The sequence below is a fragment of the Streptomyces sp. NPDC127114 genome, from assembly GCF_042677525.1.
Classification (GTDB): Bacteria; Actinomycetota; Actinomycetes; order Streptomycetales; family Streptomycetaceae; genus Streptomyces.
Window position 1 is genome coordinate 45,160 of record NZ_JBHXTJ010000038.1, and the last position, 26,527, is coordinate 71,686.

Here is a 26,527-nt window from a genome sequence, read left to right on the forward strand (position 1 = left end):
CCTAGGAGGATTTGAGTGCCGGAGCCGTCTGACGGCTCCGGGTGCCGAGATGATGGAAGAACAGGTTCAGCAGGACGGCCACGAGCGCGCCCGCGCTGATGCCGGAGCCGAGCACGGTCTGCGCCCAGGCGGGGAATCCGGCGTAGAAGGTGGGAGCGGCGAGCGGGATGATGCCCGCTCCGAGCGCGACGGCCACCAGGATGATGTTGGAGCTGTCGTCGAGGCCGGCCTCCGACAGGGTACGGATGCCGCTGACCGCGATCGAGCCGAAGAGGACGATGCCCGCGCCGCCGAGGACCGGCATCGGCACCAGCGAGACGACCGCGCCGAGGACCGGGAAGGCACCGAGGACCAGCAGGGCGCCGCCGGCGACGGCGACGACGTAACGGCTGCGCACCCGGGTGAGGGAGACGACGCCGACGTTCTGGGCGAAGGCCGAGGTGGGGAAGCCGCCGAAGACGGGGCCGAGCAGGGTCGCGATGCCGTCGGTGCGCAGGCCCCGGGTGATGGTCCTGCCGTCGCTGCGCCGCTCGCAGATCTCGCCGAGGGCGAGCATGCCGGCGCTGGACTCCGTCATCAGGACCAGCATGACGATGCACAGGGAGAGGATCGCCGCGGGCTGGAACTCGGGAGCGCCGAAGGCGAAGGGTGCGGGCAGCGCGGCGACCGGCGCCTCGCGCAGGGCGGTGAAGTCCGCCATGCCGAAGGGGATCGCGGCGAGCGTGCCGATGAGGAGGCCGAGGAGCAGGGCGATCTGCTTGACGAAGCCCTTGCCGAAGCGCTGGAAGAGCAGGATGACGACGAGGGTGAAGGCGGCGAGCGCCAGGTACCTCATGGCCCCGAAGTCGGCGGCGTTCCTGTCCCCGCCCTGGGCCCAGCCCACCGGTACGGGCATCAGGGTGACGCCGATGAGGGTGATCACGACACCGGTGACGAGCGGCGGGAAGAAGCGGAGCAGCCGGCCGAAGAAGGGGCCGACGGCGAGGCAGAACACGCCGGCGACCATCACCGCGCCGTAGATGGCGGGCAGCTGGTGTCCCTTGGCGCTGGTCTCGGCGATGGCGAGCATCGGCGCGATGCCGGCGGAGGAGGCCGCGTTGACGAACGGCAGCCGGTTTCCGGCGAAGCGTCCGAGGCCGATGGTCTGCAGGATGGTGGCGCAGCCGGCGATCAGCAGACTGGCGGCGATGAGCCGGGTCATCCCGGCGGCGTCCAGGCCGACGGCCTGGCCGATGATGAGCGGAGGGGTGACGACGCCCGCGTACATGGCGGCGATGTGCTGCAGTGCCGCGGGCACGAGCCGCGAGGCGGGGAGCTTCTCGTCCACCGGGTGGCAGGCGGCCGGGGCCGGGGCGGTGGTGGACGTGGGGGTGGGACACGGGCCTTCGGCAGATGCCGGCCCCTTTGCGGGCAGTGCCATGGAACTTCCCTCCGGTCAGTGGGCCCCCGCCCGACTGCGGGGCGGGCGGGGGCGGCCACTCGGTGCCGCTTAGAGGTTGGTCATGTCGACCGGGATCTGCGCCGTGGCGCCGTCCCGCAGGACGGTGGCCTCGATGAGGCCGTACATGCGGTCGGCGGCGTAGTAGACCTCGTTGTCGTTCTTCAGGCCGAAGGGCTCGAGGTCGACGAGGAAGTGGTGCTTGTTCGGGAGCGAGAAGCGGACCTCGTCGATCTCCGAACGGTGGTTGATGATACGCGTGGCCATCTGGTACAGCGTCTGCTGCAGCGAGTACGAGTACGTCTCCGCGAAGGCTTCGAGCATGTGCTTCCTGGTCTGCTCGTAGGACCGCTCCCAGTTGGGCATGCGCTGGTCGTCCTCGGTCCAGTTGAACCGCCAGCGACCCGACACCTGGGTGGCGAGGATCCGGTCGTACGCCTCCTGGAGGGTGGTGTACTTGTCCTTGATGTAGCCCCAGAACTCCGAGTTGGTGGAGTTCATGACGACGAGGTCCTTGAGGCCGGAGATGACCTCCCACTTCTCGCCGTCGAAGGTGATCTGGGTGACGCGGGTCTCCTGGCCCTTGCGGACGAAGGAGTGGTTGACCTCGTCGGCGCCGATGAACTTGGAGTTGGCGTCGGAGCTGGCGATCCGCTCCCAGGCGTACTCCTCGATCCGGATCCGGGCCCGCTTGATGGGCTCCTGGCTCGTCACGAAGTGGCGGGCGAGGTGGATGCCGAACTGCTCGGCGGACTCGATGCCGTACTCCTTGGCGAACGCGAAGACGGTGTTCTTCGTCGTGTCGGTGGGGAGGCAGTTGGCGTTCGAGCCGGTGAGGTGGACGTCGTCGAGGTCACCGGAGAGGGCGACGGAGACGTTCAGGTCCTTGATGTGGTGCGTGCCGCCGTCGCGCGTGATCTTGACGACGCGGTTCTCTGCTTTGCCGTACTGGTTCTGGCCGAGAATCGTGGGCATGTCTGCTAGCTCCCTCGGTAAACGGAGTAGCCGAACGGGTTGAGCAGCAGCGGTACGTGGTAGTGCTCGCCCGGCACGACGGCGAACGTGATCGCCACCTCCGGGAAGAACGCTCCGGTCGCACCGCTGTCCCGATTCGCGGGGGCGTCCTGCTGCGCCTCGGCTTGCTTCTTCTGCTTGCTCAGGAAGTACGCCTCGGTCTCGAAGTCGAGGCGCACGTGGGTCGTGCCCTCCGGCAGGGCCGGGAGGTCCTTGCAGCGCCCGTCCGCGTCGGTGGCGGAGCCGCCCAGGGCGACCCACTCGGCGTCGGAGCCGGCGCGGGCCGCGAGGGTGATGGCCACGCCCTCGGCCGGGCGGCCGATGCTGGTGTCCAGGATGTGGGTGGACACCGAGGCGGTGGTGTCGGTGCTCATCGGTTCTCTTCCTCGGTGGTCTCGACGAGACGGGTCAGACGGATGCGGTTGATCTTGCCCAGTTCGGTGCGGACGATCTCCCGCTCCTGCTCGGGCGAGTTCTCGATCCGTTCCCGGATGGCGTCGCGCATCTGCTCGCCGGTCTTGCCGGTGGCGCAGATGAGGAAGACATGGCCGAACTTGTCCTGGTAGGCCAGGTTGAGTTCGAGCATCTCGGCCTTGAGTTCCGCGGAGGCGCCGGCCATCCCGCTCTGCTCGCGGGAGGAGGTCGGGTCCCCTTCCTTCGGACGACCGATCGGCGGGTGCCCCGCCATCGCGTCGGCCAGGTCCTCGGCGGTCAGCTCGGCCATGGCGGCGTCGCTGGCGAGGAAGAGGGCTTCGGCGGTGGCGAACGGGCGCTGGGCGAGGATCTTGCTCCCCCACGCCGAACTGGAGCACACCTCGTGGAGCGCGGTGACGGCGTCACCCTCCGCCGAGGTGTTGAACCGGGCGAGGCCCGGTGTCGTACCTGAAGTCACGGGAAGCCTCCGTGGCTGTTTTTCGCTGTGCGTCGGACGGGCTGCGGATAGCTAACGCCCTCCGCAACACCACGTCAACACTTTGTTGAAAAGTCGGCTACGCAAAAGCCGCCGTCCCGACATGTGGACGACGGCTTTCGGCACCGGATGATCAACTAGCCGTTCTTGGGAGACTTTTCCCTGTTCAGGGCGGTCTCACGGTTCAGGTAGTTGTACACGGTGAAGCGGCTGACCCCGAGGGCCCCGGCCACCGTCTCCACTCCGTGGCGCACCGAGAAGGCACCGCGTGCCTCCAGGATCCGCACGACCTCCTGCTTGTTCTTGCGGTCGAGTTCCGAGAGCGGCATCCCGTGCCGCCGCTCCATGGCGGCCAGGATGTGGTCCAGGGATTCGGACAGCTGCGGCAGCCGTACGGCGAGGACGTCCTCACCCTCCCAGGCGAGGACCACGTCGTCCGGCTCGGCCTGCTCCGGGCCGAGCAGCTCGGCGCCCATCGCGTCGACCAGCGGCTTCACCGCCGCGACCAAGGGATGCTCGGTCATCTGTCCCCCTCACCGTCCTCGCCGGCCCCGTCGCCGAGCACGTTCACCTGGAGCGAGACCCGCGTGGCCCCGGCCGCCAGGGACTTGCGCAGCAGCTCGTCGACCGCGGTGAGCACCGCGTCCGCGCCGCCCTCGGCCGTGTTGCCGAAGGGGCCGACGTCCACCGCGTCCAGCTCTGCCGACTGGATGACCTCACGGGCCACGACCGCGTGCGCCGGGGCCTCGTCGAGGTCGAACGGCTCGGTCGTGAACTCCACTCTCAAACGCACCATGCCCCCACGCTACGGCCCGTCCGGGGCCCGCGGGAGCCCCGGACCTGCGGGGTCCTCTTGACAAGTCGGCCGCCCTGATAGCAACCTTCCACCAGACAGAAACTTACTTCCGCAATACGGAAGGAGCGCCACCCCTCATGGGATACTCGGACCAGCGCTTCGATGTGAACCTGTCGATCCTCTTCACGGAACTCCCGCTCCTGGAGCGCCCCGCGGCCGCCGCCGCGGCGGGCTTCACCGCGGTCGAGCTGTGGTGGCCCTGGATCGACACCGCCACCCCCGACCAGAGCGAGCTCGACGCCCTCAAGAAGGCTCTTGAGGACGCCGGCACCCAGCTGGTGGGCCTGAACTTCTACGCCGGCCAGCTCCCCGGCCCGGACCGCGGCGCCGTCTCGGTGCCCGGCGAGGAGTCGGACCGCTTCCGCGCCAACATCGACATCGCCGCGGACTTCGCCGCGTCGGTCGGCTGCAAGGCGCTCAACGCGCTGTACGGCAACCGCGTCGAGGGGGTGGACCCGGCCGTCCAGGACGAACTCGCCCTGGAGAACCTGGTGCTCGCCGCCCGCGCGGCCGACCGGGTCGGTGCGATCCTGCTGATCGAGACCCTCAACAAGCCGGAGTCGCCGCTCTACCCGCTGGTGAGCGCCCCGTCCGCGATCGAGATCGTCGACAAGGTCAACGCGGCCACCGGACTGGGCAACGCCAAGTTCCTGCTCGACATCTACCACCTGGCCATGAACGGCGAGGACGTCAGCCAGGTCATCGCGCAGTACGCCGACAAGACCGGCCACGTCCAGATCGCGGACATGCCGGGCCGTGGTGCCCCGGGCACCGGCGATCTCCCGCTCGAGCAGCTGCTCGACGAGCTGAAGAAGGCCGGCTACGACGGCTGGGTGGGCCTGGAGTACAAGGCCGCCGACGCCGCCGCCTCCTTCGCATGGTTGCCCGCCGAGGCGCGCGCCGCCAAGTAAGTCCGGGCGTTCCGCCAGGCGACCCCGACCTCTTTCGTACGAAGCTTCAGAGAAGGACCCTCACCATGAGCACCCTCCCCAAGATCGCGTGGATCGGTCTCGGCATCATGGGCTCCCCCATGTCCGAGAACCTGATCAAGGCCGGCTACTCCGTCACCGGCTTCACCCTCGAGCAGGACAAGCTCGACCGCCTCGCCGCCGCCGGCGGCACCGCGGCCGGCTCGATCGCCGAGGCCGTCAAGGACGCCGACGTCATCATCACGATGGTCCCGGCCTCCCCGCAGGTCGAGGCGATCTCCTACGGCCCCGAGGGCATCCTGGAGAACGCCAAGGCCGGCGCGCTGATCATCGACATGTCGTCGATCACGCCGCAGACCTCCGTGGACCTGGCGAAGAACGCCAAGGAGAAGGGCATCCGCGTCATCGACGCGCCCGTCTCCGGCGGCGAGGCCGGCGCCATCGAGGCCGTCCTGTCGATCATGGTGGGCGGCGAGCAGGCCGACTTCGACGCGGCCCTGCCGATCCTCGAGGCCCTCGGCAAGACCATCGTCCTCTGCGGCCCGCACGGCTCCGGCCAGACGGTGAAGGCCGCCAACCAGCTCATCGTCGCCGTGAACATCCAGGCGTGCGCCGAGGCCGTGGTCTTCCTGGAGAAGTCGGGCGTGGACCTCAACGCCGCCCTCGACGTCCTCAACGGCGGTCTGGCCGGTTCCACCGTCCTGACCCGCAAGAAGGACAACTTCCTGAACCGGGACTTCAAGCCCGGCTTCCGGATCGACCTGCACCACAAGGACATGGGCATCGTCACGGACGCCGCCCGCAACGTCGGTGCGGCCCTCCCGGTCGGCGCCGTGGTCGCCCAGCTCGTCGCCTCGCTGCGCGCGCAGGGTGACGGCGGCCTGGACCACTCGGCCCTGCTGCGCGCCGTCGAGCGCCTCTCCGGCCAGCAGGTCTGATCCGCGCCCGTCGCTGACGGGCCCTTGATTTCCGGACGGCGGCGGCGCTGACAACTGTCCTGTCGCGCCCAGGCGCCGCCGCCGTCCGGAACACCAGACTTCATTTTCAACAAACTGTTGACGTTGTTCGCGGAGCGTCCTTACGCTCCAGAGCACTCCACCACTCAGCAGTGCAGCTCACCGCACGGAAGGTCGACCCGACAAGATGCCTCAGCGTGTGCTTACGACCGAGTCCGGCGCCCCGGTCGCCGACAACCAGAACTCCGCCACCGCCGGCGTCGGCGGCCCCATCCTGCTCCAGGACCAGCACCTGCTGGAGAAGCTCGCGCGCTTCAACCGCGAGCGCATCCCGGAGCGCGTGGTCCACGCCCGCGGCTCCGGCGCGTACGGCTACTTCGAGGTGACCGACGACGTCACGGCGTACACCAAGGCCGCGTTCCTCTCCGAGGTCGGCAAGAAGACCGAGCTGTTCCTGCGCTTCTCCACCGTGGCCGACTCGCTCGGCGGCGCGGACGCGGTCCGCGACCCGCGCGGCTTCGCGGTGAAGTTCTACACCGAGGAGGGCAACTACGACCTCGTCGGCAACAACACCCCGGTGTTCTTCATCAAGGACCCGATCAAGTTCCCCGACTTCATCCACTCCCAGAAGCGCGACCCGTTCACGGGCAAGCAGGAGCCGGACAACGTCTGGGACTTCTGGGCGCACGCCCCCGAGGCGACCCACCAGGTGACCTGGCTCATGGGCGACCGCGGCATCCCGGCCTCGTACCGGCACATGAACGGCTACGGTTCGCACACCTACCAGTGGACCAACGAGGCGGGCGAGGCCTTCTTCGTGAAGTACCACTTCAAGACGAACCAGGGCATCCGCTCGCTCTCCGCCGAGCAGGCCGCCGAGCTCGTCGGCAAGGACGCCAACTCGCACCAGACCGACCTGCTGCAGTCCATCGAGCGCGGCGTGAACCCGTCCTGGACCCTCTACGTCCAGGTGATGCCGGCCGCCGAGGCCGCGGACTACCGCTTCAACCCGTTCGACCTCACCAAGGTGTGGCCGCACGCGGACTACCCGCTGCAGCGCGTGGGCCGTCTGGTCCTCGACCGCAACCCGGACAACGTCTTCGCCGAGGTCGAGCAGGCCGCCTTCTCGCCGAACAACTTCGTCCCGGGCATCGGCCCGTCGCCGGACAAGATGCTCCAGGGCCGTCTCTTCGCCTACGCGGACGCCCACCGCTACCGCCTCGGCGTCAACCACACCCAGCTGCCGGTCAACGCCCCGAAGGCGACCACGGCCGACAACTACGGCCGCGACGGTTTCATGGCCACCCGCAACGGCTCGCGCCACGACAAGAACTACGAGCCCAACTCGTACTCCGGCCCGCGCCAGACCGACGTCCCGCTCTCCGCGCCGCTGGCCGTCCACGGCTGGACCGGCACCCACGCGGCCCCGGAGCACGCCAAGGACGACGACTTCTTCCAGGCCGGTGAGCTCTACCGCCTGATGTCCGAGGACGAGAAGGCCCGCCTGATCGCCAACATCGCCGGCGGCCTGTCCCAGGTCTCCCGCGAGGACATCATCGAGAAGAACATCGCCCACTTCGCCGCCGCCGACCCCGAGTACGGCCGGCGCGTCGAGGAGGCCGTCCGCGCCCTGCGCGAGGACTGATCCTCCGACACCCCGACTGCGTACGGCACCTGACGGGAGGTCAGTGACCGTACGCAGTCCGGATCGCCGGCCCGGATGAGGGGTGGCCGGTGACCCGGACAGCGTGAGGACCGCGGTGGCGCCGAGCCAGTGCGGTGGTAAGGGCCTGTCGGCTCCCCTTCTTGACCTGAAGGAAGGGACCGGCCGCAGCGCCCGTCGGCACCACCGCGGTCCCAACGCCCCCCCTTCTCGCACGGAAGGGGGACAGACTCCGCCCGGCGGCGCGAACGTCCTGTCGCGCCAGCCTCGTGCCGTCGGGCGGTCACCACGTCGCGCCGTACGGTTTACGGTCCCGTACAGCGCGTTCGAAGACCAGGGCCTGACCTCGCACAGCGGTCAGGCCCTGGTCCTTTTCACCTCCGCGTCCGGGCACGAGCGGTACGCACGCCGGACGGCGTCCCGTCGGACCGCGGCTCCTCGGCGAGGACGAGCGTCAGGCTGACGGCGAGCGAGCCGGCCGCGAGCAGGGCCATCGCCGTGGCGGGCGAGGTGAGTTGGGCGAGGCCGCCGGCGAGCGCCGCACTCAGTCCCTGGAGGGCGAGCATCCCCGAGGCGTGCAGGCCGAGCGCGTGGCCGCTCAGCTCGTCCGGGACGAGGGAGGTCAGCCGCTCCTGGTGGAGCAGGCTCGCGCTGTAGCCGACCGCCGACACCGTGACCGCGACCACGACGAGCGGCAGCCCGGGGTCCAGCGCGAAGACCAGGTACGGGGCCGCCAGCAGCGCCTGCAGGGGCGCGGCGAGCCGGCCCCGCCACCGCTGCGGTACACAGCGCCCGACCACGGCGTCCCCGGCCAGCATCCCCAGCGCGGCGCAGGCGAAGAGGAGTCCGGCGCGCTCGGGGGCGTAGGGCACGAAGAGCGACTCGCAGCCGACGATCAGGCCGTTGGGCACCCACAGGGCGAGGTAGGCGAGCCGTCGCGGGCGGGAGGACCACAGCCGGGCGTTGGTCCGCCAGGTCTCGGCGGCCGAGGCCCGGCCGGTCGCGCGCGGACCACGCCCGGACAGCCCGCAGCGGGCGAGCAGCGCGGCGGCGGCGTAGAGCGCGGCGCCGGTCAGCAGCGTGCCGCGGGGTGAGAGCAGTGCGAGCAGCACGCCGCCCGCGGCGAAGCCGGCGATCTGGCAGACGCCGACGGCCATGTTGAACACGGAGCGGCCGATCAGATACCGCTCGCGCGGCAGGATCTCGGTGAGCAGCCCGTAGCGCACTCCCCCGCCGACGGAGCCGACGAGGCCTTGGAGGAAGAGGATCGCGAAGACGGCGCCGACCGGCAGACCGGGGATCGCCTGGGCCGCGGTGCCGGCCGCGAAGACGAGGGCGACGGCGGTCAGCGCCGCGCGGGGCGGCAGCCGGTCGGCCGCCGACAGCAGGGTCGTGGCGCCGACCAGCTGGGCGAGGGCCGGACCGAACATCGCGAGGGCGGAGAGCAGCGGGGAGTGCGTGGCCCGGAAGACGAGGGTGGCGAGTCCGAGGCCGGAGACGGTCTGGGCGGCGACCTGGGCGGCGCCGAGGAGGAACAGCGGGGTGAACTCGGGAGTACGGAAGAGGTCGCGGTAGCGGGGCATGCGCCGGAGTCTCGGGGACGGTCACGGCGGGCCGATATTCTTTCGCGCGGAGGCGAAAGCATCCGGGCGATGGAGTCCGGGGCGATGGAGTCCTGGGCGGAAGAGCGCCGGGCGGGACAGCTCCCGGGCGGGACGACGGGGCCCGAGCGGGACAGCTCCGGGCGGGACAGCTCCGGGCGGGACAGCGACGCGGGCGGGACGAGGCAGGGGGTGACGCCATGGGCTGGTGGCAGATCGGTACCGACTCGCTGGCCTCGAGCAGGTTCGTCATCTCGCCGCTGGCCGAGACCGTCGCCGCGCTGAAGACCCTGCACGCCGCGGCCGGCGCCCACCCGGGCGAACGGGCCTGGCTGGCCGCACACCTGCCCGCCTACCGGGAGCGGCTGGCCGCCGAACCGCTCGACGCGCCGCTCGTACGGGCGGCCCTTGGTCCCACCTGGAACGCGGACTTCCTGACGCCGACGCCGCTGGGCGAGGGCGAGCAGTCCTTCGAGGACGAGGTCGCGGCGGTCCGGAACGTCGAACCGGGCATCGCGGTCCCGCAGTTGGAGGTGGCGGTCGGCGGTCCCGTACCGGAGCCGCTGCGTTCGGCGCCCGACCTGCCGCGGCGGATGGCGGAGGTCCTGGAGTGGGTGTGGCGGGAGACGGTGCTGCCGGACTGGCCGCGCCGCCGGCGGATCCTGGAGGCCGACGTGGTGGCGCGCACCGCACGCCTGGCCCGGGACGGCTGGGCGGCGGCCCTCGACGAGCTGTGCCCGGGGAAGATGCGCTGGCTGGGCGACGGGCGGCTGCAGATCAACACCCGTGACTATCCCCCGCGTTCGGTGGACGGCGGCCGGCTGCTGTTCGTCCCGGTGACACCGGAGAAGGGCTGGTGCTCCTGGGAGGGCTCGGAGCGGTACGCGATCGTGTACGCGTGCTCCGGCGCCCTGACGGACGTCACGGGCCCCGTCGTGCCGGAGGCGCTCGGGGCCCTGCTCGGCCGGGCCCGCGCCGGGATCCTCGTACGCCTCGAATCCCCCACGTCCACCAGCCAGTTGGTGGCGCTGACCGGTCAGGGCCTCGGTTCGGTGGGCCGGCACCTGAAGGTGCTGCTCGACGCCGGTCTGGTACGGCGGCGACGGGCCGGCCGTTCGGTCCTGTACGACTGGACGGACGCGGGCGCCGTGCTCGTACGGGCGCAGACGCCGTAAGGCCCCCGCCCCGGTGCTCAACGGGGCGGGGGCCGTGTCACGGCAGCCTGATCAGACCTGCAGGGCCTTGATCGCGGTGGGCGCGTGGCCGGGCTCGGTGGCCAGCTCCTCGAACTCGGTGACGTCGCTCATGTCGACCGTCTTGCTCATCGCGATGTTGGTGATGCGCTCCAGGATCGCCTCGACGACGACCGGGACCTGGAACTCGACGGCCATCTTCTTGGCCTGCTCCAGGGCCTCGCCCAGCTTGTTCGGGTCCTCGACGCGGATCGCCTTGACGCCCAGGCCCTCGGCGACCTTGACGTGGTCGACGCCGTAGACGCCGATCTCCGGGGTGTTGATGTTCTCGAACTCGAGGTTGACCTCGAAGTTGATGCCGAGACCGCCCTGTGCCTGCCGGATCAGACCCAGGTAGGCGTTGTTCACGAGGACGTGGACGTAGGGGACCTTGTGCTGGGCGGCGACCGCCAGCTCCTCGATCATGAACTGGAAGTCGTAGTCGCCGGAGAGGGCGACGACCGGGGTCTCCGGGTCCGCGGTGGCGGCGCCGATCGCGGCCGGGATCGTCCAGCCGAGCGGGCCGGCCTGGCCGCAGTTGATCCAGTGGCGCGGCTTGTAGACGTGCAGGAACTGCGCGGCGGCGATCTGGGAGAGACCGATGGTGGTGACGTAGCGGGTCTCCGGGCCGAAGGCCTTGTTCATCTCCTCGTAGACGCGCTGCGGCTTCATGGGGATGTCGTCGAAGTGCGTACGGCGCTGCAGGGTGGCCTTGCGCTCCTGCGCGGAGGCGGCCCAGGCGGAGAAGTCCGGCAGCCTGCCCGCGGCCTTCCACTCCTTCGCGATCTCGACGAAGAGCTCCAGGGCGACCTTGGCGTCGGAGGCGATGCCGTAGTCCGGGGCGAAGATCTTGCCGATCTGGGTGGGCTCGATGTCGACGTGGACGAACTTCCGGCCCTTGGTGTAGGCGTCCATGTTGTAGCCGGTGTGGCGGTTGGCCCAGCGGTTGCCGATGCCGAGGACGAAGTCCGACTCCAGGAAGGTCGCGTTGCCGTAGCGGTGCGCGGTCTGGACGCCGACCATGCCGGCGGCCAGCTCGTGGTCGTCGGGGATGGTGCCCCAGCCCATGAGGGTGGAGATGACCGGGACGTTGATCAGCTCGGCGAACTCGACCAGGAGGTCGGAGGCGTCGGCGTTGATGATGCCGCCGCCGGCGACGATCAGCGGGCGCTCGGACTCCAGGAGGAAGTTCAGCGCCTTCTCGGCCTGGGCGCGGGTCGCGGACGGCTTGTAGACCGGCAGCGGCTCGTACGTCTCGGGGTCGAACTCGATCTCGGTCAGCTGGACGTCCAGCGGGAGGTCGATGAGGACCGGGCCGGGACGGCCGGAGCGCATCAGGTGGAAGGCCTGCTGGAAGACGCCGGGGACCTGCGCGGCCTCCAGGACGGTCGTCGCGGCCTTGGTGACCGGCTTGGCGATCGAGGCGATGTCGACGGCCTGGAAGTCCTCCTTGTGGAGCTTCGAGGTCGGGGCCTGGCCGGTGATGCAGAGGATCGGGATCGAGTCGGCGATCGCCGAGTACAGGCCGGTGATCATGTCGGTGCCGGCGGGGCCGGAGGTACCGATGCAGACGCCGATGTTGCCGGCCTTGGCCCGGGTGTAGCCCTCGGCCATGTGGGAGGCGCCCTCGACGTGGCGGGCGAGGGTGTGGCTGATCCCGCCGACGTTCTTGAGCTCTCGGTAGAAGGGGTTGATCGCCGCGCCGGGCACACCGAACGCGTTGGTGACGCCTTCGCGCTTGAGGATCTCAACGGCCGCTGCGGCGGCGGTCATACGAGGCATGGGAGTGCTCCTGCTTCGGGGCCTTGACGGCTTGTTTCCATAATGCGGAAGTACTGTTCTGCTATACGGAAGCAATGTAGGTGGGCCGGTGGAGAGGCGTCAAGAGACGTCCACGAGAGAGGCCCGTGCGCGCGATGGCCGAAGTTCCTCCCCTTGACGACCGAATTGGTGGAGCATGGGGACCGCACGACGCAGGAGGGGGTTCGAAGTGGCTGAGTCGGTCCAGGTGCGCTGTCCGGAGTGCCTCCGCACCCTGCGGTACGCGGCACCCGCCTTCCCCTGCTCCTGCGGCATCCCGGTCGCGCCCCCGGTGATCCCCGGCGCCGCCGCCGTGCCCGTCACCCACCGGAACTGGTCCGACGAGTGGGTCACCGTCCACTGCCCGGCCTGCGCCCGCGCCTCCGACTGGCCCCACCCGGAGGTCGGCTGCCCGTGCGGGGCGGTACTGCGGGTCGCGGTGAGCCCGGCGGGACCCGCCCCGGGCCTGCCGACGACCACGCCGTCGGCCGCGCCGACGACGGGCGGCGCGGCCGGGAAGGGCGGCGACGCCGGCTCCGGTGCGTCGGCTCCCGAGGCGTGCGTGCCCGCCCCGCGGACTCCGGCGGCTCCGGGCGCCTCGGGCGGCTCCGGAGCCTCGGGCGGCCCGGCAGGCGCGACAGGCCCGGCAGGCCCGCCCGCGGCGGCGCAGCGCCCGGCGGGCCCCGCCGAGGAGCGGCCCTGCCAGGGGCGGCCCTCCGCCGCTGATGCCTCCACCACCGGCCCGACCGCCGCCGCCGGCACCACGGCAGCAGGCCCGGGAGGCGGCACCGCCACAGGGAGCGGCACCGCCCCGGCAAACGGGAGCGGCACCGCAACCGGAACCGGCGCCGGCCCTGCCGGCCTCGCGCCCTCCGCCGCGCCCGGCGAGCACGCGCCCGGCGAGCACGCACCGGGCGCCCCCGGCTCCGTCCCGGCCCCCGGTCCAGCACACGCTCCCGCTCACCCGCCGGCCTCCGCGCCCGCCGAGTCCTCCTCCTTCGCGCGCCGGCACCCCTCTCCGCCGGTCCCGCCCGCCTCGGCGCACGCCCGCCCGGGCCCTGAGGCGGCCCGCGCCGCGTTCCGGCCGGTCACGATCAGGACCGCCCGGGACGCCGTCGCCGCGTCCGCCGGGTATCTGCGCTGGCTGGGCTTCCGTGACGTCGTCCAGCCGGAGGAGCGCTCGGCCTCGGCCGTGGACCTGCGAGGGCCCGGGCTGGTCGCGCAGGTGGACCCGAGCACCCGGCCGACCGGACTGCGGGCGGTGGAGTGCCTCTGGCTGAACGGCCTCAGCAGTTCCTCCGTGAGCGTCTACTTCTCGCTCGCCGGATACACGCCCGAGGCCCACGAGCGTGCGGACGGCCTCGGCATCCCGCTGTTCGTGCTCGACCTCACCGGCACGCCCCAGCCCGTCAACCCGCCCGCCGGCGAGCTCCTCTCCTCCGGAGCTCCCTAACAGTTTCGGCCATTCGCACGTGACGACCGCCGCTCCCCCGGGCACAACTCCTTCGGGGGGTGGACGCCATGACGACGGGGATGTGGTGGTTCCTAGCGGCTGCGGCCGGTCAACTCGCGGTGGCGGCTGTACTGTTGCGTGCGCGCAGCCATGAGCAGCCGGAACTGCCGCCGCAGGCACTCGCGTTGCTGCGCGGCGGGCCGCGGGCGGCGGTCGTCGTGGCGCTCGTCGCGCTGCACCAGCGTGGCGCGGTCGCGGCCGGGCGGCGGGGCACGATTCGCGCCAACGGCGGGGCGGGCCGCACCCGTGATCCGCTCCAGCTCGGCGTGCACCGCTCGCTCCAACGGGCCCTGACCCTCCGGCTGCTCGCGACGCGGCCCAAGGCGCGGCAGGCGCTCGACGCGCTGAGCGCGGAGCTCGCCAGGACGGGGCTGCTCCGGCCGCCGGGACGGCACCGGACGGCCCGGGTCCTCCTCGTCTGCGTCCCGCTCACCGTCGCCGCGGGTCTGGTCGCGACCGGAGCGTCCGGACCGGCGCTGGCCCTCGGGGCGCTGCCGGTGCTCGCCGCCGCGGCGCTGCTCACCGTGCCGCCGACGACCCGGACGGCCCGGCGGCTGCTCGACGGCCTGCGCGCCCGGCACCCGCTGCCCGCGCACCGTCAGGAGGTCACCGAGGGCCGGGACGTACTGCTGTACGTGGCGCTGTACGGCGACCCGGCGCTCGCGCTCTTTCTGCCGCACTTCTCCCGGGACGGCGGGCTGCTCGGCCGTCAGGCGCACCGCGAGGACGGCTACGCGACGGGTCGGGGCCTGAATCCGGAGACCGGCTTCACCTGCACAGGAGCGACGCCCGACTGAGGGCCCGACCGCCTGTGACGCGCCGCCTGCCCCCGGCGCGTCATACTGGCGTATGCGCATCCGAGTGGCCGCACCGGCCGAACTCCTCCTGCTCCAGGACATCGAACGCGCCGCGGGCGAGGCCTTCCGCCCTCTCGGCATGGTGGAGATCGCCGACGACGAACCCCTGCCGCTGGACGTCCTGGAGAGCTACCGCCGCGCGGGCCGGGCCTGGGTGGCGGTGGACGCGACGGACCGGCCCGTCGCGTATCTGCTCACGGACACCGTCGACGGGGCCGCCCACATCGAACAGGTCTCGGTGCACCCGGACGCCGCCCGGCGCGGCGTCGGACGTGCGCTGATCGAGCACCTGGCCGGGGCGGCCCGGGAGCAGGGCCTGACGGCGCTGACCCTGACGACCTTCGCCGAGGTCCCGTGGAACGCCCCGTACTACACCCGGCTCGGCTTCCGCCGCCTCGACGAGGACGATCCCGCGCTCACCGAGGGTCTGCGCGCGATCAGTCGGGCCGAGGCGGCGCACGGCCTCGCCGCCTGGCCCCGGGTGTGCATGCGCCGCGAGCTCGCGACCGCCGGCGCCACCGGCCCGGGCGGCCCGGCAGGCCACACCGAGCGGACGCACCAGGCCGGCGCGGCCGGCCCCGCGCACGCGACCGGCACCGCACACCCGGCCGACACCGCGCGCCCGGCCGCCCCGGCGCGCACGGTCAGCCCGCCCCGTAGCGCTCCCGCAGTTCCACCTTCCGCACCTTCCCGCTGACCGTCATCGGGAACTCGGTCAGGATCTCCACCCGGCGCGGGATCTTGTAGTGGGCGAGGCGGTCGCGGCAGAAGGCCGTGATCTCCTCCAGGGTGGGCGGGTCGGCCGGGTCGCGCGGGACCACGCAGGCCAGGATCTCCTCGCCGTAGCGCTCGTCCGGCACGCCCACGACCTGGACGTCGGCGACCTTGGCGTGCCCGTACAGGAACTCCTCGATCTCGCGCGGGTAGACGTTCTCGCCACCGCGGATGATCATGTCCTTGATGCGGCCGACGATCTGGACGTAGCCGTCCTCGCGCATCACGGCGAGGTCGCCGGTGTGCATCCAGCGCCCCGGGTCGATCGCCTCGGCCGTCTTCCCCGGCTCGTCCCAGTAGCCCAGCATCACGCTGTAGCCGCGGGTGCACAGCTCACCGGCCGTGCCGCGCCCGACCGTCAGACCGGTCGCCGGGTCGACGATCTTGACCTCGACGTGCGGCATCACCCGGCCGACGGTGCCGGTGCGCCGCTCCAGGTCGTCGTCGCGCCGGGTCTGGGTGGACACCGGCGAGGTCTCCGTCATGCCGTAACAGATCGACACCTCGGCCATGTTCATCTCGGCGACCACCCGCTTCATCACCTCCACCGGGCAGGGCGAGCCCGCCATGATGCCGGTGCGGAGGGAGGAGAGGTCGTACGAGGCGAAGTCGGGCAGGTCGAGCTCGGCGATGAACATCGTCGGCACCCCGTAGAGCGAGGTGCAGCGCTCCTCCTGCACCGCGCGCAGGGTGGCGGCCGGGTCGAAGGAGGGGGCCGGGATCACCATGCACGCACCGTGCGAGGTGGCGGCGAGGTTGCCCATCACCATGCCGAAGCAGTGGTAGAAGGGCACCGGGATGCAGATCCGGTCCTGCTCGGTGTAGGCGATCATCTCGCCCACGAAATAGCCGTTGTTGAGGATGTTGTGGTGGGAGAGGGTGGCGCCCTTGGGGAAGCCGGTCGTGCCCGAGGTGTACTGGATGTTGACCGGCTCGTCGCAGGACAGCGCGGCGGGCGCGACGCCCTCCGGTGCCGTGCGGGCGAGGAGTTCGTCCCACGTCGGGTCGCCGAAGTAGACGGTCTCCCGCAACGTGGGGCAGTCGCCGCGCACCTGCTCCACCATGGCCCGGTAGTCGCTGCTCTTGTGGGTGAGCGAGGCGAACAGCAGGGAGATCCCGGCCTGGTTGAGCACGTACTCCAACTCGTGTGCGCGGTAGGCCGGGTTGATGTTGACCATGATGGCGCCGATGCGGGCGGTGGCGTACTGCACGAGGACCCACTCGGCGCAGTTGACCGCCCAGATGCCGACCCGGTCGCCCTTGGTGACGCCGCTGCCCAGCAGCGCGCCGGCCAGCCGGTCGGCGTCGGCACCGAACGCGGCGTACGTCCAGCGTCGCCCGGTGGGCAGGTCGACCAGCGCCTCGCGGTGCGGCCAGGCGGCGACGGCCCGGTCGAGGTTGGCGCCGATGGTGTCGCCGAGGAGTGCCGTGTCCGACACCCCGTGCGCGTAGGAGAGTTCGGCGGTGTCGCTCACGCGAGGTCTCCTTCGGTGTACTCGGTGCCGGTGTCGCCGTCGGCCGTGAGCCTGCGCAGCTCGACGCGGCGGATCTTGCCGGAGACGGTCTTCGGCAGGTCGGCGAACTCGATGCGGCGGATCCGCTTGTAGGGGGCGAGCACCTCGCGCGAGTGCGCGAACAGCGCCTTCGCGGTGTCGGGGCCGGGCTCCCAGCCCGCGGCGAGGACGACGTACGCCTTGGGGACGGCGAGCCGCAGCGGGTCGGGCGCGGGGACGACGGCGGCCTCGGCGACGGCCTCGTGTTCCAGCAGGGCGCTCTCCAGCTCGAACGGACTGATCTTGTAATCACTGGCCTTGAAGACGTCGTCGGCGCGCCCGATATAGGTGATATACCCCTCTTCATCCCGAGCGCCGATGTCGCCGGTGCGGTAGTAGCCGTCGGCCATCGCCTCGGCCGTACGCTCCGGGTCGCCGTGGTAGCCGGTCATCAGGCCCACCGGGTCTCCGGACAGGTCGAGACAGATCTCGCCCTCGTCGGCGTCCGGCCGCCCGGTGACCGGGTCGACGAGGGTGACCCGGAAGCCGGGGCTCGGACGGCCCATCGAGCCTTCCTTGAGCCGCTGACCCGGGCTGTTGGAGACCTGGACGGCGGTCTCCGTCTGTCCGAAGCCGTCCCGGATCGTGACGCCCCAGGCGCGCCGCACGCTCTCGATGACCTCGGGGTTCAGCGGCTCCCCGGCGGCCACGACCTCGCGCGGCGGGGTGGTCAGCCGGCCGAGGTCGGACTGGATCAGCATGCGCCAGACGGTGGGCGGGGCGCAGAAGCTGGTGACACCGTGCCGGTCCATCTCGGCCATCAGCCGGGCCGGGTCGAAGCGGGTGTAGTTGTGGATGAAGACGGTGGCCTCGGCGTTCCACGGGGCGAAGAGGTTGGACCAGGCGTGCTTGGCCCAGCCGGGCGAGGAGATGTTGAGGTGGACGTCACCGGGCTTCAGGCCGATCCAGTACATCGTCGCCAGGTGGCCGACGGGGTACGAGGTGTGGGTGTGCTCGACGAGCTTGGGGCGGGCGGTGGTGCCGGAGGTGAAGTAGAGCATGAGGGTGTCGTCGGCGAAGGTCGTGCCGTCCGCTTCGAAGACCGGGGACTCGGCGTAGGCGTCCTCGTAGCCGAGCCACGTCACGCCGTCGCCGCCCACCACGATGCGGGTGTAGTCGCCGGGCACCTCGTCGAACTTGCCGGTGTCCTCCGCCCGTACGAGCACGTGCCGGGCCCGGCCGCGGTCGACGCGGTCGCGCAGGTCGGCGGGGCCGAGCAGCGGGGTGGCGGGGATGACGACCGCCCGCAGCTTCATCGCGGCGAGCATGGTCTCCCACAGCTCGACCTGGTTGCCGAGCATGACGATCATCCGGTCGCCGGCGCGGACGCCCCGCGCGCGCAGCCAGTTCGCGACCCGGTTGGAGCGCGCGGACATCTCGGCGAAGCTGACCTTCGCCTCCGTGCCGTCCTCCTCGACGATGTGCAGCGCGGTGCGGTCGTTGCCGGCGGCGATGACGTCGAACCATTCGAGCGCCCAGTTGAACCGCTCGGGGCGGGGCCAGGCGAAGCCCGCGTACGCGGTCTCGTAGTCCTCGCGGTGCTCGAGCAGGAAGTCGCGGGCGGCCCGGAACCTCTCCGTCGCTTCCGTCGGCTCCGTCGCGCTCGTTGCGGTCATGCGTCCTCGTCCTCCTCGTTGCGGGACCGTGCCCGGACATCGTGTAATCGGTGACCCAGGTCTCACTACCCCCGTTCGGGGGGAGACCGTGCACGCCGAGGAGGAGGTCCGGTGCGCGAGCAGAGCGAGTCGGTGGACGTGCGCGGCGTGGCGCGCGGCGACGTGCGCCCGGATGCGGACGGCGACGTGGACGGCGAGGTGCGCGGCGCCCTGCTGCGGCTGCGTCGTGGCACCGGCCTTCAGGTGGTGTTCGGCGGGCTGCTCCAGGCCGGCGGCGGCGCGCTGCGGATCGCGGAGACGAGCGGGGCGGTGACACCGGCGCTCATGGGGTTGACGGTCTCGGCCGGCTCGGGGCTCGGCGGGAAGTGTCTGGCCCTGTCCCGGCCCTGCGCGGTCACGGACTACCACTCGGCCCGGCACATCACGCACGAGTACGACGTCCCGGTGTCGGCGGAGGGGCTGCGGTCGGTGATCGCGGTGCCCGTCGTGGTCCGCCGGCAGGTGCGCGGGGTGCTGTACGGCGCGCTGCGCGACGCGCTGCCGGTCGGCGAGCGGGTCTTCGACGCGGCGGTCGCGGCGGCCCGGGACGTGGAGCAGGCACTCGCCGTGCGCGACGAGGCGCGCCGGCTCGCGGCCGAGAGCGAGGAGCTGCGCCAGGCGTACGGGGAGCTGCGCGAGCTGGCGCCGCGGGTGACCGACCCGGAGCTGCGGGAGCGGCTGCTCGCGGTGTGCGGCCGCCTGCAGTCGGCCTCCGCCACCGGAGCCGCGCGGGCGCCGGAGGTGGCGCTCACGCCGCGCGAGACGGACGTGCTCGCGGCGGTGGCCTCGGGCGCCACGAACGCGGCGGTGGCCCGGCGGCTGGGCCTCAGCCCCGAGACGGTGAAGGGCTATCTGCGCTCGTCGATGCGCAAGCTGGGCGCGCACACCCGCCTGGAGGCGGTGGTGGCGGCCCGCAGGGCGGGCGCGCTGCTCTAGCTCGCGGGGCCTTGTGGGGGATCGCTCGGGGTCCGGTGTGGACGATCTCTACGGGACTGGCGGGGATGATCCCTTACGTGCTCGCGTGGACGGTCCCTCTGGGGCGGCCGTGACGGTCCCTACGGGGGTGCGGCGATCCCTGCGGAACCGGTGGGGACGAGCCCTCAGGTGCTCGCGTGGACGATCTCGTACGGGATGTCGCGCGGGCCCAGGAGCCGCAGGGTCCGCTCGGCCTCGGCGGTGAGCTCGGCGCGCTGGGCGCGGCTGGTCCGCCCGAACGCCTCGACGGTCAGGACGGTCCTCTCCCTGCTCTCCTCCAGGTGCCAGATCCCGGCGAGGAACCCGTCGAGGAGGAAGACCCGGTGGGCCTGGTTGCCGCTCCAGGTGCGGGTGCGGTGCTCGGCGGGGACGACGCGGGTCCGGTCGGCATGGGACAGGAGCAGGTTGTCGAACTCGGGCAGGAAGCGGGCCGGGGCGGGGGTGTCCTCGTCGGGGCGGGGCGCGTCGGGCAGGTCGAACAGCTCGGTGCCGTGCTCGTCCCGGAAGACGAGGAGGCCGGGGCGGAGCCGCTCGAAGGCGGGCCTGAGCCGGGTGAGGCCGCACCAGGTCTGCATGTCCTGGACGGAGGCGGGCCCGAAGGCACGGAGATAGCGCACCACGGTCTCGTCGAGGTCGGCGGCGACGGTGTCGTCCACGGCGTCGTCGTCCACGGCGTCCCGGAACCACTGCCGCGCGGTGGTGAGCGCGACCTGACCGCTGCGCCCCCAGAGCCCGCGGGGCGTGACCTGGACCAGCGGCAGCAGGCAGCGGGCGGCGACGGAGAGGGCCTGCGGGTCGGCGTCGGGCCACTCCTGGAGCAGGTGCTCGCGCAGTTCCTTCGGGGTGCGGGGCCGCTCCTCCAGGTAGTCGGCGGAGAGCCCGGCGAGCCGGTCGAGGTCGACGCCGTCGAGGCGCTTGAGGAACATCCGCAGCTCGCGGTCGACGGCCCCCGCCTGGACGAGGCGGCGCAGGCCGACGGCGTCGGCGGCGGTGTGGGTGTGGACGGTGGACCGCATGGTGACGATGCGGGCGACCCGCCGGGCCTCCATCAGGCGGGACAGCTCCTCGGGTTCGAAGCCGTCGAGGCGGGCGGCGAGCGCGTAGTACGGGGGCTTGGTGTTCTGCGCCTGCAGCCCGACGAGATGGTGCACCGCCTGCTCGGCGGAGAGCGCCGCGGGCCGGAGCAGCAGCTGCCGGTCGAGGGTGGCACGGTTGAGGGCGCGGGCGGAGAGGACCGGGGGCGGTGTCGTCTTCGGGGCCATGGGGGCACGCTAGCGAGGATTGCGGACAGGTGGTGTCCGCGACGGGAAGAGGCGGCGCTGTCTCACACCGCGCCGATATGGAGCGATTCGCCCACGATATCCTGCGAGTCGTCCACGGAGGACCCGTCTCGCACGCCCCGCCCGGAGGAGACCGACGATGTCCGACCGCCGCCCCCGCGCTGCCTGGCGCCGCGCACCGGAGCCGCCGGCCACCGCCTCGCCCGCGCCGACGCCGGCGCCGGCGTCGCCGGCGAGCCGGCCGAGCGTGGTCCAGGCGACGCTGTACCGCGACGGTCACCGCGTCTCGTCCCCCGACACCCTCGCGGAAACCTTCCGCCAGCTCCGGGAACACCCCGAGGGCATGGCCTGGATCGGCCTGCACCGCCCGACGGAGTCCGAACTCCATTCCCTGGCGGCGGAGTTCGACCTCCATGAACTGGCCGTCGAGGACGCGCTGGAGGCCCACCAGCGCCCCAAGCTGGAGCGGTACGGGGACACGCTCTTCGTCGTCCTGCGCGCGGCCCGCTATCTGGACGCCCAGGAGGAGGTCGACTTCGGCGAGCTCCACGTCTTCGTGGGCCCCGACTTCGTCATCACCGTCCGCCACGGCGCGGCCCCGGACCTCTCGGCGGTCCGCCACCGCATGGAGAAGGACCCCGACCTCCTCGCCCTCGGCCCGGAGGCGGTCCTCTACGCGATCCTGGACGCGGTCGTCGACGGCTACGCCCCGGTGGTGGCCGGCGTGCAGAACGACATCGACGAGATCGAGACCGAGGTCTTCGGCGGCGACCCGGCGGTCTCCCGGCGCATCTACGAACTCTCCCGCGAGATGGTCGAGTTCCAGCGCGCGACCCGCCCGCTCGTCGGCATGCTCCACGGCCTGATGGCCGGCTTCGCCAAGTACGGCACGGACGAGGAACTCCAGCGCTACCTCCGCGACGTCGCCGACCACGTCACCCACACCAGCGAACGCGTCGACGGCTTCCGCCAGGCCCTGACCGAGATCCTCACGGTGAACGCGACCCTGGTCACGCAACAGCAGAACGCGGAGATGCGCGCCCTGGCGGAGGCGGGCTTCGAACAGAACGAGGAGATCAAGAAGATCTCCTCGTGGGCCGCCATCCTCTTTGCGCCCACGCTGGTGGGAACGATCTACGGCATGAACTTCGACAACATGCCGGAGCTGCACTGGGCGGGCGGGTATCCGTTCGCCATTCTGCTGATGGCAGTGGTGTGCACGAGCCTGTACGTCATCTTCAAGAGGCGGGACTGGCTGTAGCAGAACCCCAGGATCAACTGATCGACTCCAACGCGGACCAGGTCAGCAACTGCACGAAGGCGGCTGTGCGGCGGCCAGCCGATCACCGTTGCCACCGGCGGAGCTCCAGGACGGGCACCGCGGCGAGGTCCCGGCGCAGGTCGGTGCCGGCTGACTCGGGAACGACCACGGTGGTACGGCCGAGCGCGATCAGCTGGAGGAGCTGTGTCAGGTTCCGTACCTCCGCGCCCGGTTCTTCCGGGTAGCTGCCGCCGGGACCGGGCCAGCGGGCCATCGGGGACGCAGACCCCCGAGCAGGGCGCGGCCATCGCCGTCCGGCTGGCGACGTTGCCGGACGACGGCCCGACCGGCCGGCTGTTCGACGACAGCGGCGTCGTTCCCTGGTGACCTGACCTTGTATGCGTTCCTCGTCGATCAGGCCGTGGCCGTCCGTCCGCGCACGTGCAACCGGCAAGGATCGCTGTCGCTGGGCATCGTCACGCAGCCTTGGCCGGGTGATCGGTCCATTGGCGGATCGGCGACTCGGGCGCGAAACGGGTCTTCGGTTCGGCGTGTGCGGATGTGGGCGGCGACGGCGGCGTTCTGATTTTGTCAAGGGCCGTCCGGTGTTGGGGTCCTTGTATGTCACAGGGGGAGGGTGATCCACACGCTCTTGCCGCCGCCGTCGGCGTCCCGCCGCAGCGCGCACGTGCCGCCGTGCTCCGCCAGGAGCTCGGCGACGACGGCCAGTCCGCCCGTGCGGGAGGGGACGACCCCGGGGTGATACGGGTGGCGGTCATGGACGGCGAACGCGAGGGTGTACTCGCCTGCCGCGAAGGTGACCGTCAGGCTCGGGGAGGCGACGGCGGCGTGCCGGACGCTGTTGGTGACCAGTTCGCTGAGGATCAGCAGGGCCGGTCCCATCGTGGGGTGGGTCGCTTCGATGCCCCACTCCGCGTAGGTCATCTCGGCGGTCTCGCGTGCCAGGCGCACGGAGGCGGGCTCCGTCGGCGCGGTGAGGACGTGGCGGAGCGACATCGGCTCCGGCGTGGTGCTCATCGGGCCCCCGCACCAGGGCTCGGCGGGGTACCGGCCTTCTGCGCGGGGACGGCGGCGATCAGGCCCGCCATCTGAAGGTGGGTGCGCGCGTCCGCGATGGCCTCGGGAGTCGTCGCGTACTCCCGGCCCTCGTACCGCAGCAGGTCGAGGGCGCCGACGGAGTCGAGGACCTGGCGCTGCCCCGGCCGTATTCCGGAGGTCATGACGGTGATCCCGCGCCGGTTCAGCTTCTCCACCGCGTCCTTGAGGACGAGCGCGCCGGTCGCGTCCATGGTCGTCACCCGTGACATGCGCAGGATGACGACCCGGACGTCGGCGACTTCGGACAGCTCGAGGAGGAAGCGGTGGGCGGCGGCGAAGAAGAGGGGGCCGTCGATCCGGTAGGCGACGATGTGCTCGGCGAGGAGCGCGTGTTCCTCGTCGGAGTGATCGCCCGGGAGGTCGGGGCGGAAGTCGACCTGGTCGATGCGTGCCTGCTTCGCCACCGCCCGCAGGGCGAGGGCGCCCGCGACGGCGAGGCCGATGATGACGGCGTACACGAGGTCGAGCGCGAGGGTCGCGACGGCGGTGAGGACGAGGACGACGGCGTCGGAGCGCGTGGCCCGTGTCATTGCGCGCAGTGAGCCGACCTCGATCATCCGTACCGCGGTCGCGAGCAGGACACCGGCCAGGGCGGCGAGCGGGATCCTCGATACGAGCGGGGCGACGGCCAAGACGATGACGGCGAGGACCGCCGCGTGGGTGAGCGCGGCGAGCCGGGACGACGCTCCCGTACGGACGTTGACGGCGGTACGGGCGATGGCACCGGTGGCGGGCACGCCGCCGAACAGCGGGGCGGCGATGTTCGCCAGGCCCTGACCGAACAGTTCGCGGTCGGGGTCGTGCTTCTGGCCGACGGTCATGCCGTCGGCGACCTGTGCCGACAGCAGTGACTCCAGTGCCGCGAGCGCCGCCACGGCGACGGCGGGAGCGATCAGGGAGCCCAGCGCGGAGAGGTCGAGGAAGTCGAGGGACGGGGCGGGAAGGCCGGCGGGCAGCTCGCCGATCGGCTCGGCCCGGTCCAGATGGAAGATCTGCGCCACGACGGTGGCGGCGATCACCGCGAGGATCGAGAACGGGATCGCGGGCCGCCATCGGGCGCCGCCGAGCATGAGGGCGGCAACGCCCAGAGCGAGCCCGAGGGCCGTCCAGTTCGGCGCCCGGACGAACTCCTCGACGGCGCGCCATGTCACCGCCAGGACCCGGTCGCCTTCGGGCTTGGGGACACCGAGGGCGTTGGGGACCTGCTGGAGGCCGATGACGAGCGCGATGCCCAGGGTGAAGCCTTCGACGACGGAGGCGGGGATGTAGGCCATGGAGCGGCCGGCCCGGAGCAGGGCCAGGCCGACGCAGATGAGGCCCGCGAGCAGGCCCACGGTCAGCACGCCGCTCGGTCCGTGCTCGGCCACGATGGGGACGAGGACGACGGTCATCGCCCCGGTCGGGCCGGTGACCTGGAGGTTCGAGCCGCCGAACACGGCGGCGAGCGCGCCCGCCACGACGGCCGTCGCGAGACCGGCCGCGGCGCCGAGCCCGGACGTCTCGCCGAAGCCGAGCGCCAGGGGCAGGGCGACGACGGCCACCGTCAGCCCGGCGAGCAGGTCACGCCGCGGGTCACGGGCCATCGCGGCGGTGTCGGCGCGGGTGGGCAGCAGGGAGCGGATCCGCTTCCCCGGCATGCTCACCGCTCCGCCGCCTCGGTATCCCGCAGCTCGGCGAGGAGCTCGTTCTGCCCTGCCAGCATTTCGGTGAGGATCCGGCGCGCGGCCTGCATCAGGTCACGTACGTCACCGCCGGCCAGGGTGTAGACGACCGTCGATCCCTCGCGGCTGGAGTTCACGATTCCGGACCGGCGCAGCACGGCAAGCTGCTGCGACAGAGCCGGCGCCTCGATGTCGATCTCCGCCAGGAGGTCGCGCACCGGCATCGGGCCGTCCTGCAGCAGCTCCAGAACCCGGATGCGGACCGGATGTCCCAGCATCCGGAAGAACTCGGCCTTCGCCTGGTACAGCGGAACCGGCACGCCCCTACCCTCCTCGTTCGCCGAGCCCGTCACAGAGGTCTCGGGCCGGGTGCCGCGCCCGCGGCTACCTGCGGGCGCGACCACTCAAGCATCTAACGAACTGCAGAATTATGCAATTATGAACTTCCGAGAACGACGAAGTGGAACGGATCTTCCCGTGGCCCAGAACGCCGAGAACCCGCTGCCGCCCTGCCCCGAGTGCGCCGGTGCCTACACCTACGAGATGGGCGCCCTCCTGGTCTGCCCCGAGTGCGGCCACGAATGGACGAAGGCCGCCGGGGACGTGGCGGCCGACGCCACGGGCGACAAGGTCGTCAAGGACTCCGTCGGCAACGTCCTCGCCGACGGCGACACCGTCACCGTGGTCAAGAGCCTCAAGGTCAAGGGCAGCCCCTCCGGCATCAAGGCCGGCACGAAGGTGCGCAACATCAGACTGGTCGACGGCGTCGACGGCCACGACATCGACTGTCGCATCGAAGGCTTCGGCAACATGCAGCTCAAGTCGAGCGTGGTCAAGAAGATCTGACCGGCACGCGAGCACCGACACCTACGGGCCGGAGAGGCGGGGAGAGAGAGAAGCAGATGGCAACCGGACGACTGGTGGAGATGTCGGGCGCGGAAGCGCTGTGGCTGCTCGAAGGCAGCCGGCGCGGCCGCCTCGTCCTGATCCGCCGCGGTGAGCCGCTCGTGCGGCCCGCCGTCCACACCTGGACCCGCGGACACCTCGTCGTCCGCGCGCCGGTCCAGGCCGCTGCCGTCCCGCCGTCGGTCACCTACCACGTGGACGAGCTGCCGGGGCGCGCCGCCTCAGGCTGGTCGGTCTCCGTCACGGGCCCGGCATCCGAGGTCACCGAGCCGCACGAAGCGGCTCACTACCGTCGCGCGCTGGACGGCTGGACCCACGGCCCCCACGACACCCTCCTACGCATCACCCCGCAGACACTGACCGGCTTCCGGCTGGGACCTGGTGGCGCAGGACCCTGAGCGAGCGTCGCGGGCCGGTCGGGACTCTCCGCGAGGCCGTCGGTCCTCGCCGGTGCAGCCCTCCTGTCGTGGTTCGGTGTGCGGCGGAATCCCGCCGGCCCAGGTTCTTACAAGGCCCGCCCGCTTACGCCGTCGTTCGCCTGAGCCGTCCCATCCGGATCATGGCCGGGTCCGAA

Annotated in this window: 25 protein-coding genes and 2 pseudogenes; 12 read left to right on the forward strand and 15 right to left on the reverse strand. The window is 71.7% G+C overall.

Annotation, left to right across the window (positions count from 1 at the left end; genetic code table 11):
• Position 1 precedes the first annotated feature (1 nt).
• The 6 genes from ACFVGS_RS29410 to ACFVGS_RS29435 all read right to left on the reverse strand — a co-directional run bounded on the left by ACFVGS_RS29410 (position 2) and on the right by ACFVGS_RS29435 (position 4,155).
• Positions 2-1,420 carry a nucleobase:cation symporter-2 family protein gene (locus tag ACFVGS_RS29410; protein WP_385694632.1) on the reverse strand — a complete coding sequence of 473 codons (1,419 nt, stop codon included), beginning with the start codon at positions 1,418-1,420 and terminating at the stop codon, positions 2-4.
• Positions 1,421-1,489: 69 nt separating this feature from the next.
• Entirely contained in the window at positions 1,490-2,413 is a 924-nt protein-coding gene (gene pucL, locus ACFVGS_RS29415) for a factor-independent urate hydroxylase (protein WP_384410732.1), read from the reverse strand.
• A 5-nt stretch (positions 2,414-2,418) separates the two neighbouring features.
• Positions 2,419-2,826: a hydroxyisourate hydrolase gene (gene uraH, locus ACFVGS_RS29420; RefSeq protein ID WP_384410729.1), complete on the reverse strand. Its 408-nt coding sequence runs from the start codon at positions 2,824-2,826 to the stop codon at positions 2,419-2,421.
• A complete protein-coding gene (gene uraD, locus ACFVGS_RS29425; RefSeq protein WP_384410726.1) occupies positions 2,823-3,344 on the reverse strand; it encodes a 2-oxo-4-hydroxy-4-carboxy-5-ureidoimidazoline decarboxylase in 522 nt (173 codons plus the stop codon). Before uraD ends, uraH begins: the two co-directional genes overlap by 4 nt.
• Before the next feature lie 155 nt (positions 3,345-3,499).
• Positions 3,500-3,886 carry a helix-turn-helix domain-containing protein gene (locus ACFVGS_RS29430; RefSeq protein WP_384410723.1) on the reverse strand — a complete coding sequence of 129 codons (387 nt, stop codon included), beginning with the start codon at positions 3,884-3,886 and terminating at the stop codon, positions 3,500-3,502.
• A complete protein-coding gene (locus ACFVGS_RS29435) occupies positions 3,883-4,155 on the reverse strand; it encodes a hypothetical protein (RefSeq protein WP_384410801.1) in 273 nt (90 codons plus the stop codon). Before ACFVGS_RS29435 ends, ACFVGS_RS29430 begins: the two co-directional genes overlap by 4 nt.
• Positions 4,156-4,295: 140 nt before the next feature.
• Here ACFVGS_RS29435 and ACFVGS_RS29440 point away from each other — a divergent pair, with 140 nt between their 5' ends.
• The 3 genes from ACFVGS_RS29440 to ACFVGS_RS29450 all read left to right on the forward strand — a co-directional run bounded on the left by ACFVGS_RS29440 (position 4,296) and on the right by ACFVGS_RS29450 (position 7,748).
• Entirely contained in the window at positions 4,296-5,129 is an 834-nt protein-coding gene (locus ACFVGS_RS29440) for a TIM barrel protein (RefSeq protein WP_384410720.1), read from the forward strand.
• 65 nt (positions 5,130-5,194) lie between these two features.
• Entirely contained in the window at positions 5,195-6,085 is an 891-nt protein-coding gene (locus tag ACFVGS_RS29445; protein ID WP_385694637.1) for a 2-hydroxy-3-oxopropionate reductase, read from the forward strand.
• 205 nt (positions 6,086-6,290) lie between these two features.
• Positions 6,291-7,748 carry a catalase gene (locus tag ACFVGS_RS29450; RefSeq protein ID WP_384410714.1) on the forward strand — a complete coding sequence of 486 codons (1,458 nt, stop codon included), beginning with the start codon at positions 6,291-6,293 and terminating at the stop codon, positions 7,746-7,748.
• Between the two features lie 392 nt (positions 7,749-8,140).
• Here the strand turns inward: ACFVGS_RS29450 and ACFVGS_RS29455 are convergent, their stop codons facing one another.
• Entirely contained in the window at positions 8,141-9,349 is a 1,209-nt protein-coding gene (locus ACFVGS_RS29455; protein ID WP_384410712.1) for an MFS transporter, read from the reverse strand.
• Positions 9,350-9,567: 218 nt separating this feature from the next.
• Here ACFVGS_RS29455 and ACFVGS_RS29460 point away from each other — a divergent pair, with 218 nt between their 5' ends.
• Positions 9,568-10,542 (forward strand): ArsR family transcriptional regulator, encoded by a 975-nt coding sequence (locus tag ACFVGS_RS29460; protein ID WP_384410709.1) that lies wholly within the window; start codon positions 9,568-9,570, stop codon positions 10,540-10,542.
• Between the two features lie 51 nt (positions 10,543-10,593).
• Here ACFVGS_RS29460 and gcl read toward each other — a convergent pair whose 3' ends face one another.
• Positions 10,594-12,372, reverse strand: a complete 1,779-nt coding sequence (gcl, locus tag ACFVGS_RS29465; protein WP_384410797.1) for a glyoxylate carboligase — start codon at positions 12,370-12,372, stop codon at positions 10,594-10,596.
• A 217-nt stretch (positions 12,373-12,589) separates the two neighbouring features.
• Between gcl and ACFVGS_RS29470 the strand changes: the two genes are divergently transcribed.
• The 3 genes from ACFVGS_RS29470 to ACFVGS_RS29480 all read left to right on the forward strand — a co-directional run bounded on the left by ACFVGS_RS29470 (position 12,590) and on the right by ACFVGS_RS29480 (position 15,466).
• Entirely contained in the window at positions 12,590-13,852 is a 1,263-nt protein-coding gene (locus tag ACFVGS_RS29470) for a hypothetical protein (RefSeq protein ID WP_385694642.1), read from the forward strand.
• A gap of 68 nt (positions 13,853-13,920) precedes the next feature.
• A complete protein-coding gene (locus ACFVGS_RS29475; RefSeq protein WP_385694644.1) occupies positions 13,921-14,709 on the forward strand; it encodes a TIGR04222 domain-containing membrane protein in 789 nt (262 codons plus the stop codon).
• Between the two features lie 52 nt (positions 14,710-14,761).
• On the forward strand, positions 14,762-15,466 hold the full coding sequence (locus ACFVGS_RS29480) for a GNAT family N-acetyltransferase (RefSeq protein ID WP_385694647.1): 705 nt from the start codon (positions 14,762-14,764) through the stop codon (positions 15,464-15,466).
• Here the strand turns inward: ACFVGS_RS29480 and ACFVGS_RS29485 are convergent.
• The gene (locus ACFVGS_RS29485) at positions 15,414-17,018 is read right to left on the reverse strand and encodes an AMP-binding protein (protein ID WP_385694649.1); all 1,605 of its coding nucleotides are present in this window, start codon (positions 17,016-17,018) and stop codon (positions 15,414-15,416) included. The two genes, ACFVGS_RS29480 and ACFVGS_RS29485, sit on opposite strands and share 53 nt — an antisense overlap.
• Positions 17,015-18,712, reverse strand: coding sequence for an AMP-binding protein (locus ACFVGS_RS29490; RefSeq protein ID WP_385694651.1), 1,698 nt, complete (start codon positions 18,710-18,712; stop codon positions 17,015-17,017). Before ACFVGS_RS29490 ends, ACFVGS_RS29485 begins: the two co-directional genes overlap by 4 nt.
• A 162-nt stretch (positions 18,713-18,874) precedes the next feature.
• Here ACFVGS_RS29490 and ACFVGS_RS29495 point away from each other — a divergent pair, with 162 nt between their 5' ends.
• A complete protein-coding gene (locus tag ACFVGS_RS29495) occupies positions 18,875-19,687 on the forward strand; it encodes a LuxR C-terminal-related transcriptional regulator (protein WP_385694668.1) in 813 nt (270 codons plus the stop codon).
• Between the two features lie 164 nt (positions 19,688-19,851).
• Here ACFVGS_RS29495 and ACFVGS_RS29500 read toward each other — a convergent pair whose 3' ends face one another.
• Positions 19,852-20,988, reverse strand: a complete 1,137-nt coding sequence (locus tag ACFVGS_RS29500) for a winged helix DNA-binding domain-containing protein (RefSeq protein WP_385694654.1) — start codon at positions 20,986-20,988, stop codon at positions 19,852-19,854.
• Positions 20,989-21,145: 157 nt separating this feature from the next.
• On the opposite strand from ACFVGS_RS29500, the gene ACFVGS_RS29505 reads away from it, so the two are divergent.
• Positions 21,146-22,267, forward strand: coding sequence for a magnesium and cobalt transport protein CorA (locus ACFVGS_RS29505; RefSeq protein WP_385694656.1), 1,122 nt, complete (start codon positions 21,146-21,148; stop codon positions 22,265-22,267).
• Positions 22,268-22,296: 29 nt separating this feature from the next.
• Here ACFVGS_RS29505 and ACFVGS_RS29510 read toward each other — a convergent pair.
• Positions 22,297-22,544 (reverse strand): annotated as a pseudogene (locus ACFVGS_RS29510) (LysR family transcriptional regulator); the annotation flags it as partial.
• Between ACFVGS_RS29510 and ACFVGS_RS29515 the strand changes: the two are divergent.
• Positions 22,532-22,654: pseudogene (locus ACFVGS_RS29515) on the forward strand (dehydrogenase); the annotation flags it as partial. The pseudogenes ACFVGS_RS29510 and ACFVGS_RS29515 sit on opposite strands and share 13 nt — an antisense overlap.
• 237 nt (positions 22,655-22,891) lie before the next feature.
• Here the strand turns inward: ACFVGS_RS29515 and ACFVGS_RS29520 are convergent.
• The 3 genes from ACFVGS_RS29520 to ACFVGS_RS29530 are packed head-to-tail and all read right to left on the reverse strand — an operon-like array spanning position 22,892 to position 25,367.
• Entirely contained in the window at positions 22,892-23,305 is a 414-nt protein-coding gene (locus ACFVGS_RS29520) for an ATP-binding protein (RefSeq protein WP_385694659.1), read from the reverse strand.
• Positions 23,302-25,023 carry a SulP family inorganic anion transporter gene (locus tag ACFVGS_RS29525; RefSeq protein WP_385694670.1) on the reverse strand — a complete coding sequence of 574 codons (1,722 nt, stop codon included), beginning with the start codon at positions 25,021-25,023 and terminating at the stop codon, positions 23,302-23,304. Before ACFVGS_RS29525 ends, ACFVGS_RS29520 begins: the two co-directional genes overlap by 4 nt.
• A gap of 2 nt (positions 25,024-25,025) precedes the next feature.
• Positions 25,026-25,367, reverse strand: a complete 342-nt coding sequence (locus ACFVGS_RS29530; protein WP_384410684.1) for an ArsR/SmtB family transcription factor — start codon at positions 25,365-25,367, stop codon at positions 25,026-25,028.
• Between the two features lie 157 nt (positions 25,368-25,524).
• Here ACFVGS_RS29530 and ACFVGS_RS29535 point away from each other — a divergent pair, with 157 nt between their 5' ends.
• Together ACFVGS_RS29535 and ACFVGS_RS29540 are read left to right on the forward strand one after the other, a co-directional pair.
• Positions 25,525-25,893: a zinc ribbon domain-containing protein YjdM gene (locus tag ACFVGS_RS29535; protein WP_385694662.1), complete on the forward strand. Its 369-nt coding sequence runs from the start codon at positions 25,525-25,527 to the stop codon at positions 25,891-25,893.
• Positions 25,894-25,949: 56 nt separating this feature from the next.
• Positions 25,950-26,351, forward strand: coding sequence for a pyridoxamine 5'-phosphate oxidase family protein (locus ACFVGS_RS29540; protein ID WP_384410679.1), 402 nt, complete (start codon positions 25,950-25,952; stop codon positions 26,349-26,351).
• Positions 26,352-26,527: the final 176 nt, after the last annotated feature.

Excerpts from the sequence above, each read along its gene's own strand:
- ACFVGS_RS29410 (WP_385694632.1), bottom strand. The coding sequence starts at position 1,420 with ATGGCACTGCCCGCAAAGGGGCCGGCATCTGCCGAAGGCCCGTGTCCC.
- pucL (WP_384410732.1), bottom strand. The coding sequence starts at position 2,413 with ATGCCCACGATTCTCGGCCAGAACCAGTACGGCAAAGCAGAGAACCGC.
- uraH (WP_384410729.1), bottom strand. The coding sequence starts at position 2,826 with ATGAGCACCGACACCACCGCCTCGGTGTCCACCCACATCCTGGACACC.
- ACFVGS_RS29430 (WP_384410723.1), bottom strand. The coding sequence starts at position 3,886 with ATGACCGAGCATCCCTTGGTCGCGGCGGTGAAGCCGCTGGTCGACGCG.
- ACFVGS_RS29440 (WP_384410720.1), top strand. The coding sequence starts at position 4,296 with ATGGGATACTCGGACCAGCGCTTCGATGTGAACCTGTCGATCCTCTTC.
- ACFVGS_RS29445 (WP_385694637.1), top strand. The coding sequence starts at position 5,195 with ATGAGCACCCTCCCCAAGATCGCGTGGATCGGTCTCGGCATCATGGGC.
- ACFVGS_RS29450 (WP_384410714.1), top strand. The coding sequence starts at position 6,291 with ATGCCTCAGCGTGTGCTTACGACCGAGTCCGGCGCCCCGGTCGCCGAC.
- ACFVGS_RS29455 (WP_384410712.1), bottom strand. The coding sequence starts at position 9,349 with ATGCCCCGCTACCGCGACCTCTTCCGTACTCCCGAGTTCACCCCGCTG.
- ACFVGS_RS29460 (WP_384410709.1), top strand. The coding sequence starts at position 9,568 with ATGGGCTGGTGGCAGATCGGTACCGACTCGCTGGCCTCGAGCAGGTTC.
- gcl (WP_384410797.1), bottom strand. The coding sequence starts at position 12,372 with ATGACCGCCGCCGCAGCGGCCGTTGAGATCCTCAAGCGCGAAGGCGTC.
- ACFVGS_RS29475 (WP_385694644.1), top strand. The coding sequence starts at position 13,921 with ATGACGACGGGGATGTGGTGGTTCCTAGCGGCTGCGGCCGGTCAACTC.
- ACFVGS_RS29480 (WP_385694647.1), top strand. The coding sequence starts at position 14,762 with ATGCGCATCCGAGTGGCCGCACCGGCCGAACTCCTCCTGCTCCAGGAC.
- ACFVGS_RS29490 (WP_385694651.1), bottom strand. The coding sequence starts at position 18,712 with ATGACCGCAACGAGCGCGACGGAGCCGACGGAAGCGACGGAGAGGTTC.
- ACFVGS_RS29500 (WP_385694654.1), bottom strand. The coding sequence starts at position 20,988 with ATGGCCCCGAAGACGACACCGCCCCCGGTCCTCTCCGCCCGCGCCCTC.
- ACFVGS_RS29505 (WP_385694656.1), top strand. The coding sequence starts at position 21,146 with ATGTCCGACCGCCGCCCCCGCGCTGCCTGGCGCCGCGCACCGGAGCCG.
- ACFVGS_RS29520 (WP_385694659.1), bottom strand. The coding sequence starts at position 23,305 with ATGAGCACCACGCCGGAGCCGATGTCGCTCCGCCACGTCCTCACCGCG.
- ACFVGS_RS29525 (WP_385694670.1), bottom strand. The coding sequence starts at position 25,023 with ATGCCGGGGAAGCGGATCCGCTCCCTGCTGCCCACCCGCGCCGACACC.
- ACFVGS_RS29540 (WP_384410679.1), top strand. The coding sequence starts at position 25,950 with ATGGCAACCGGACGACTGGTGGAGATGTCGGGCGCGGAAGCGCTGTGG.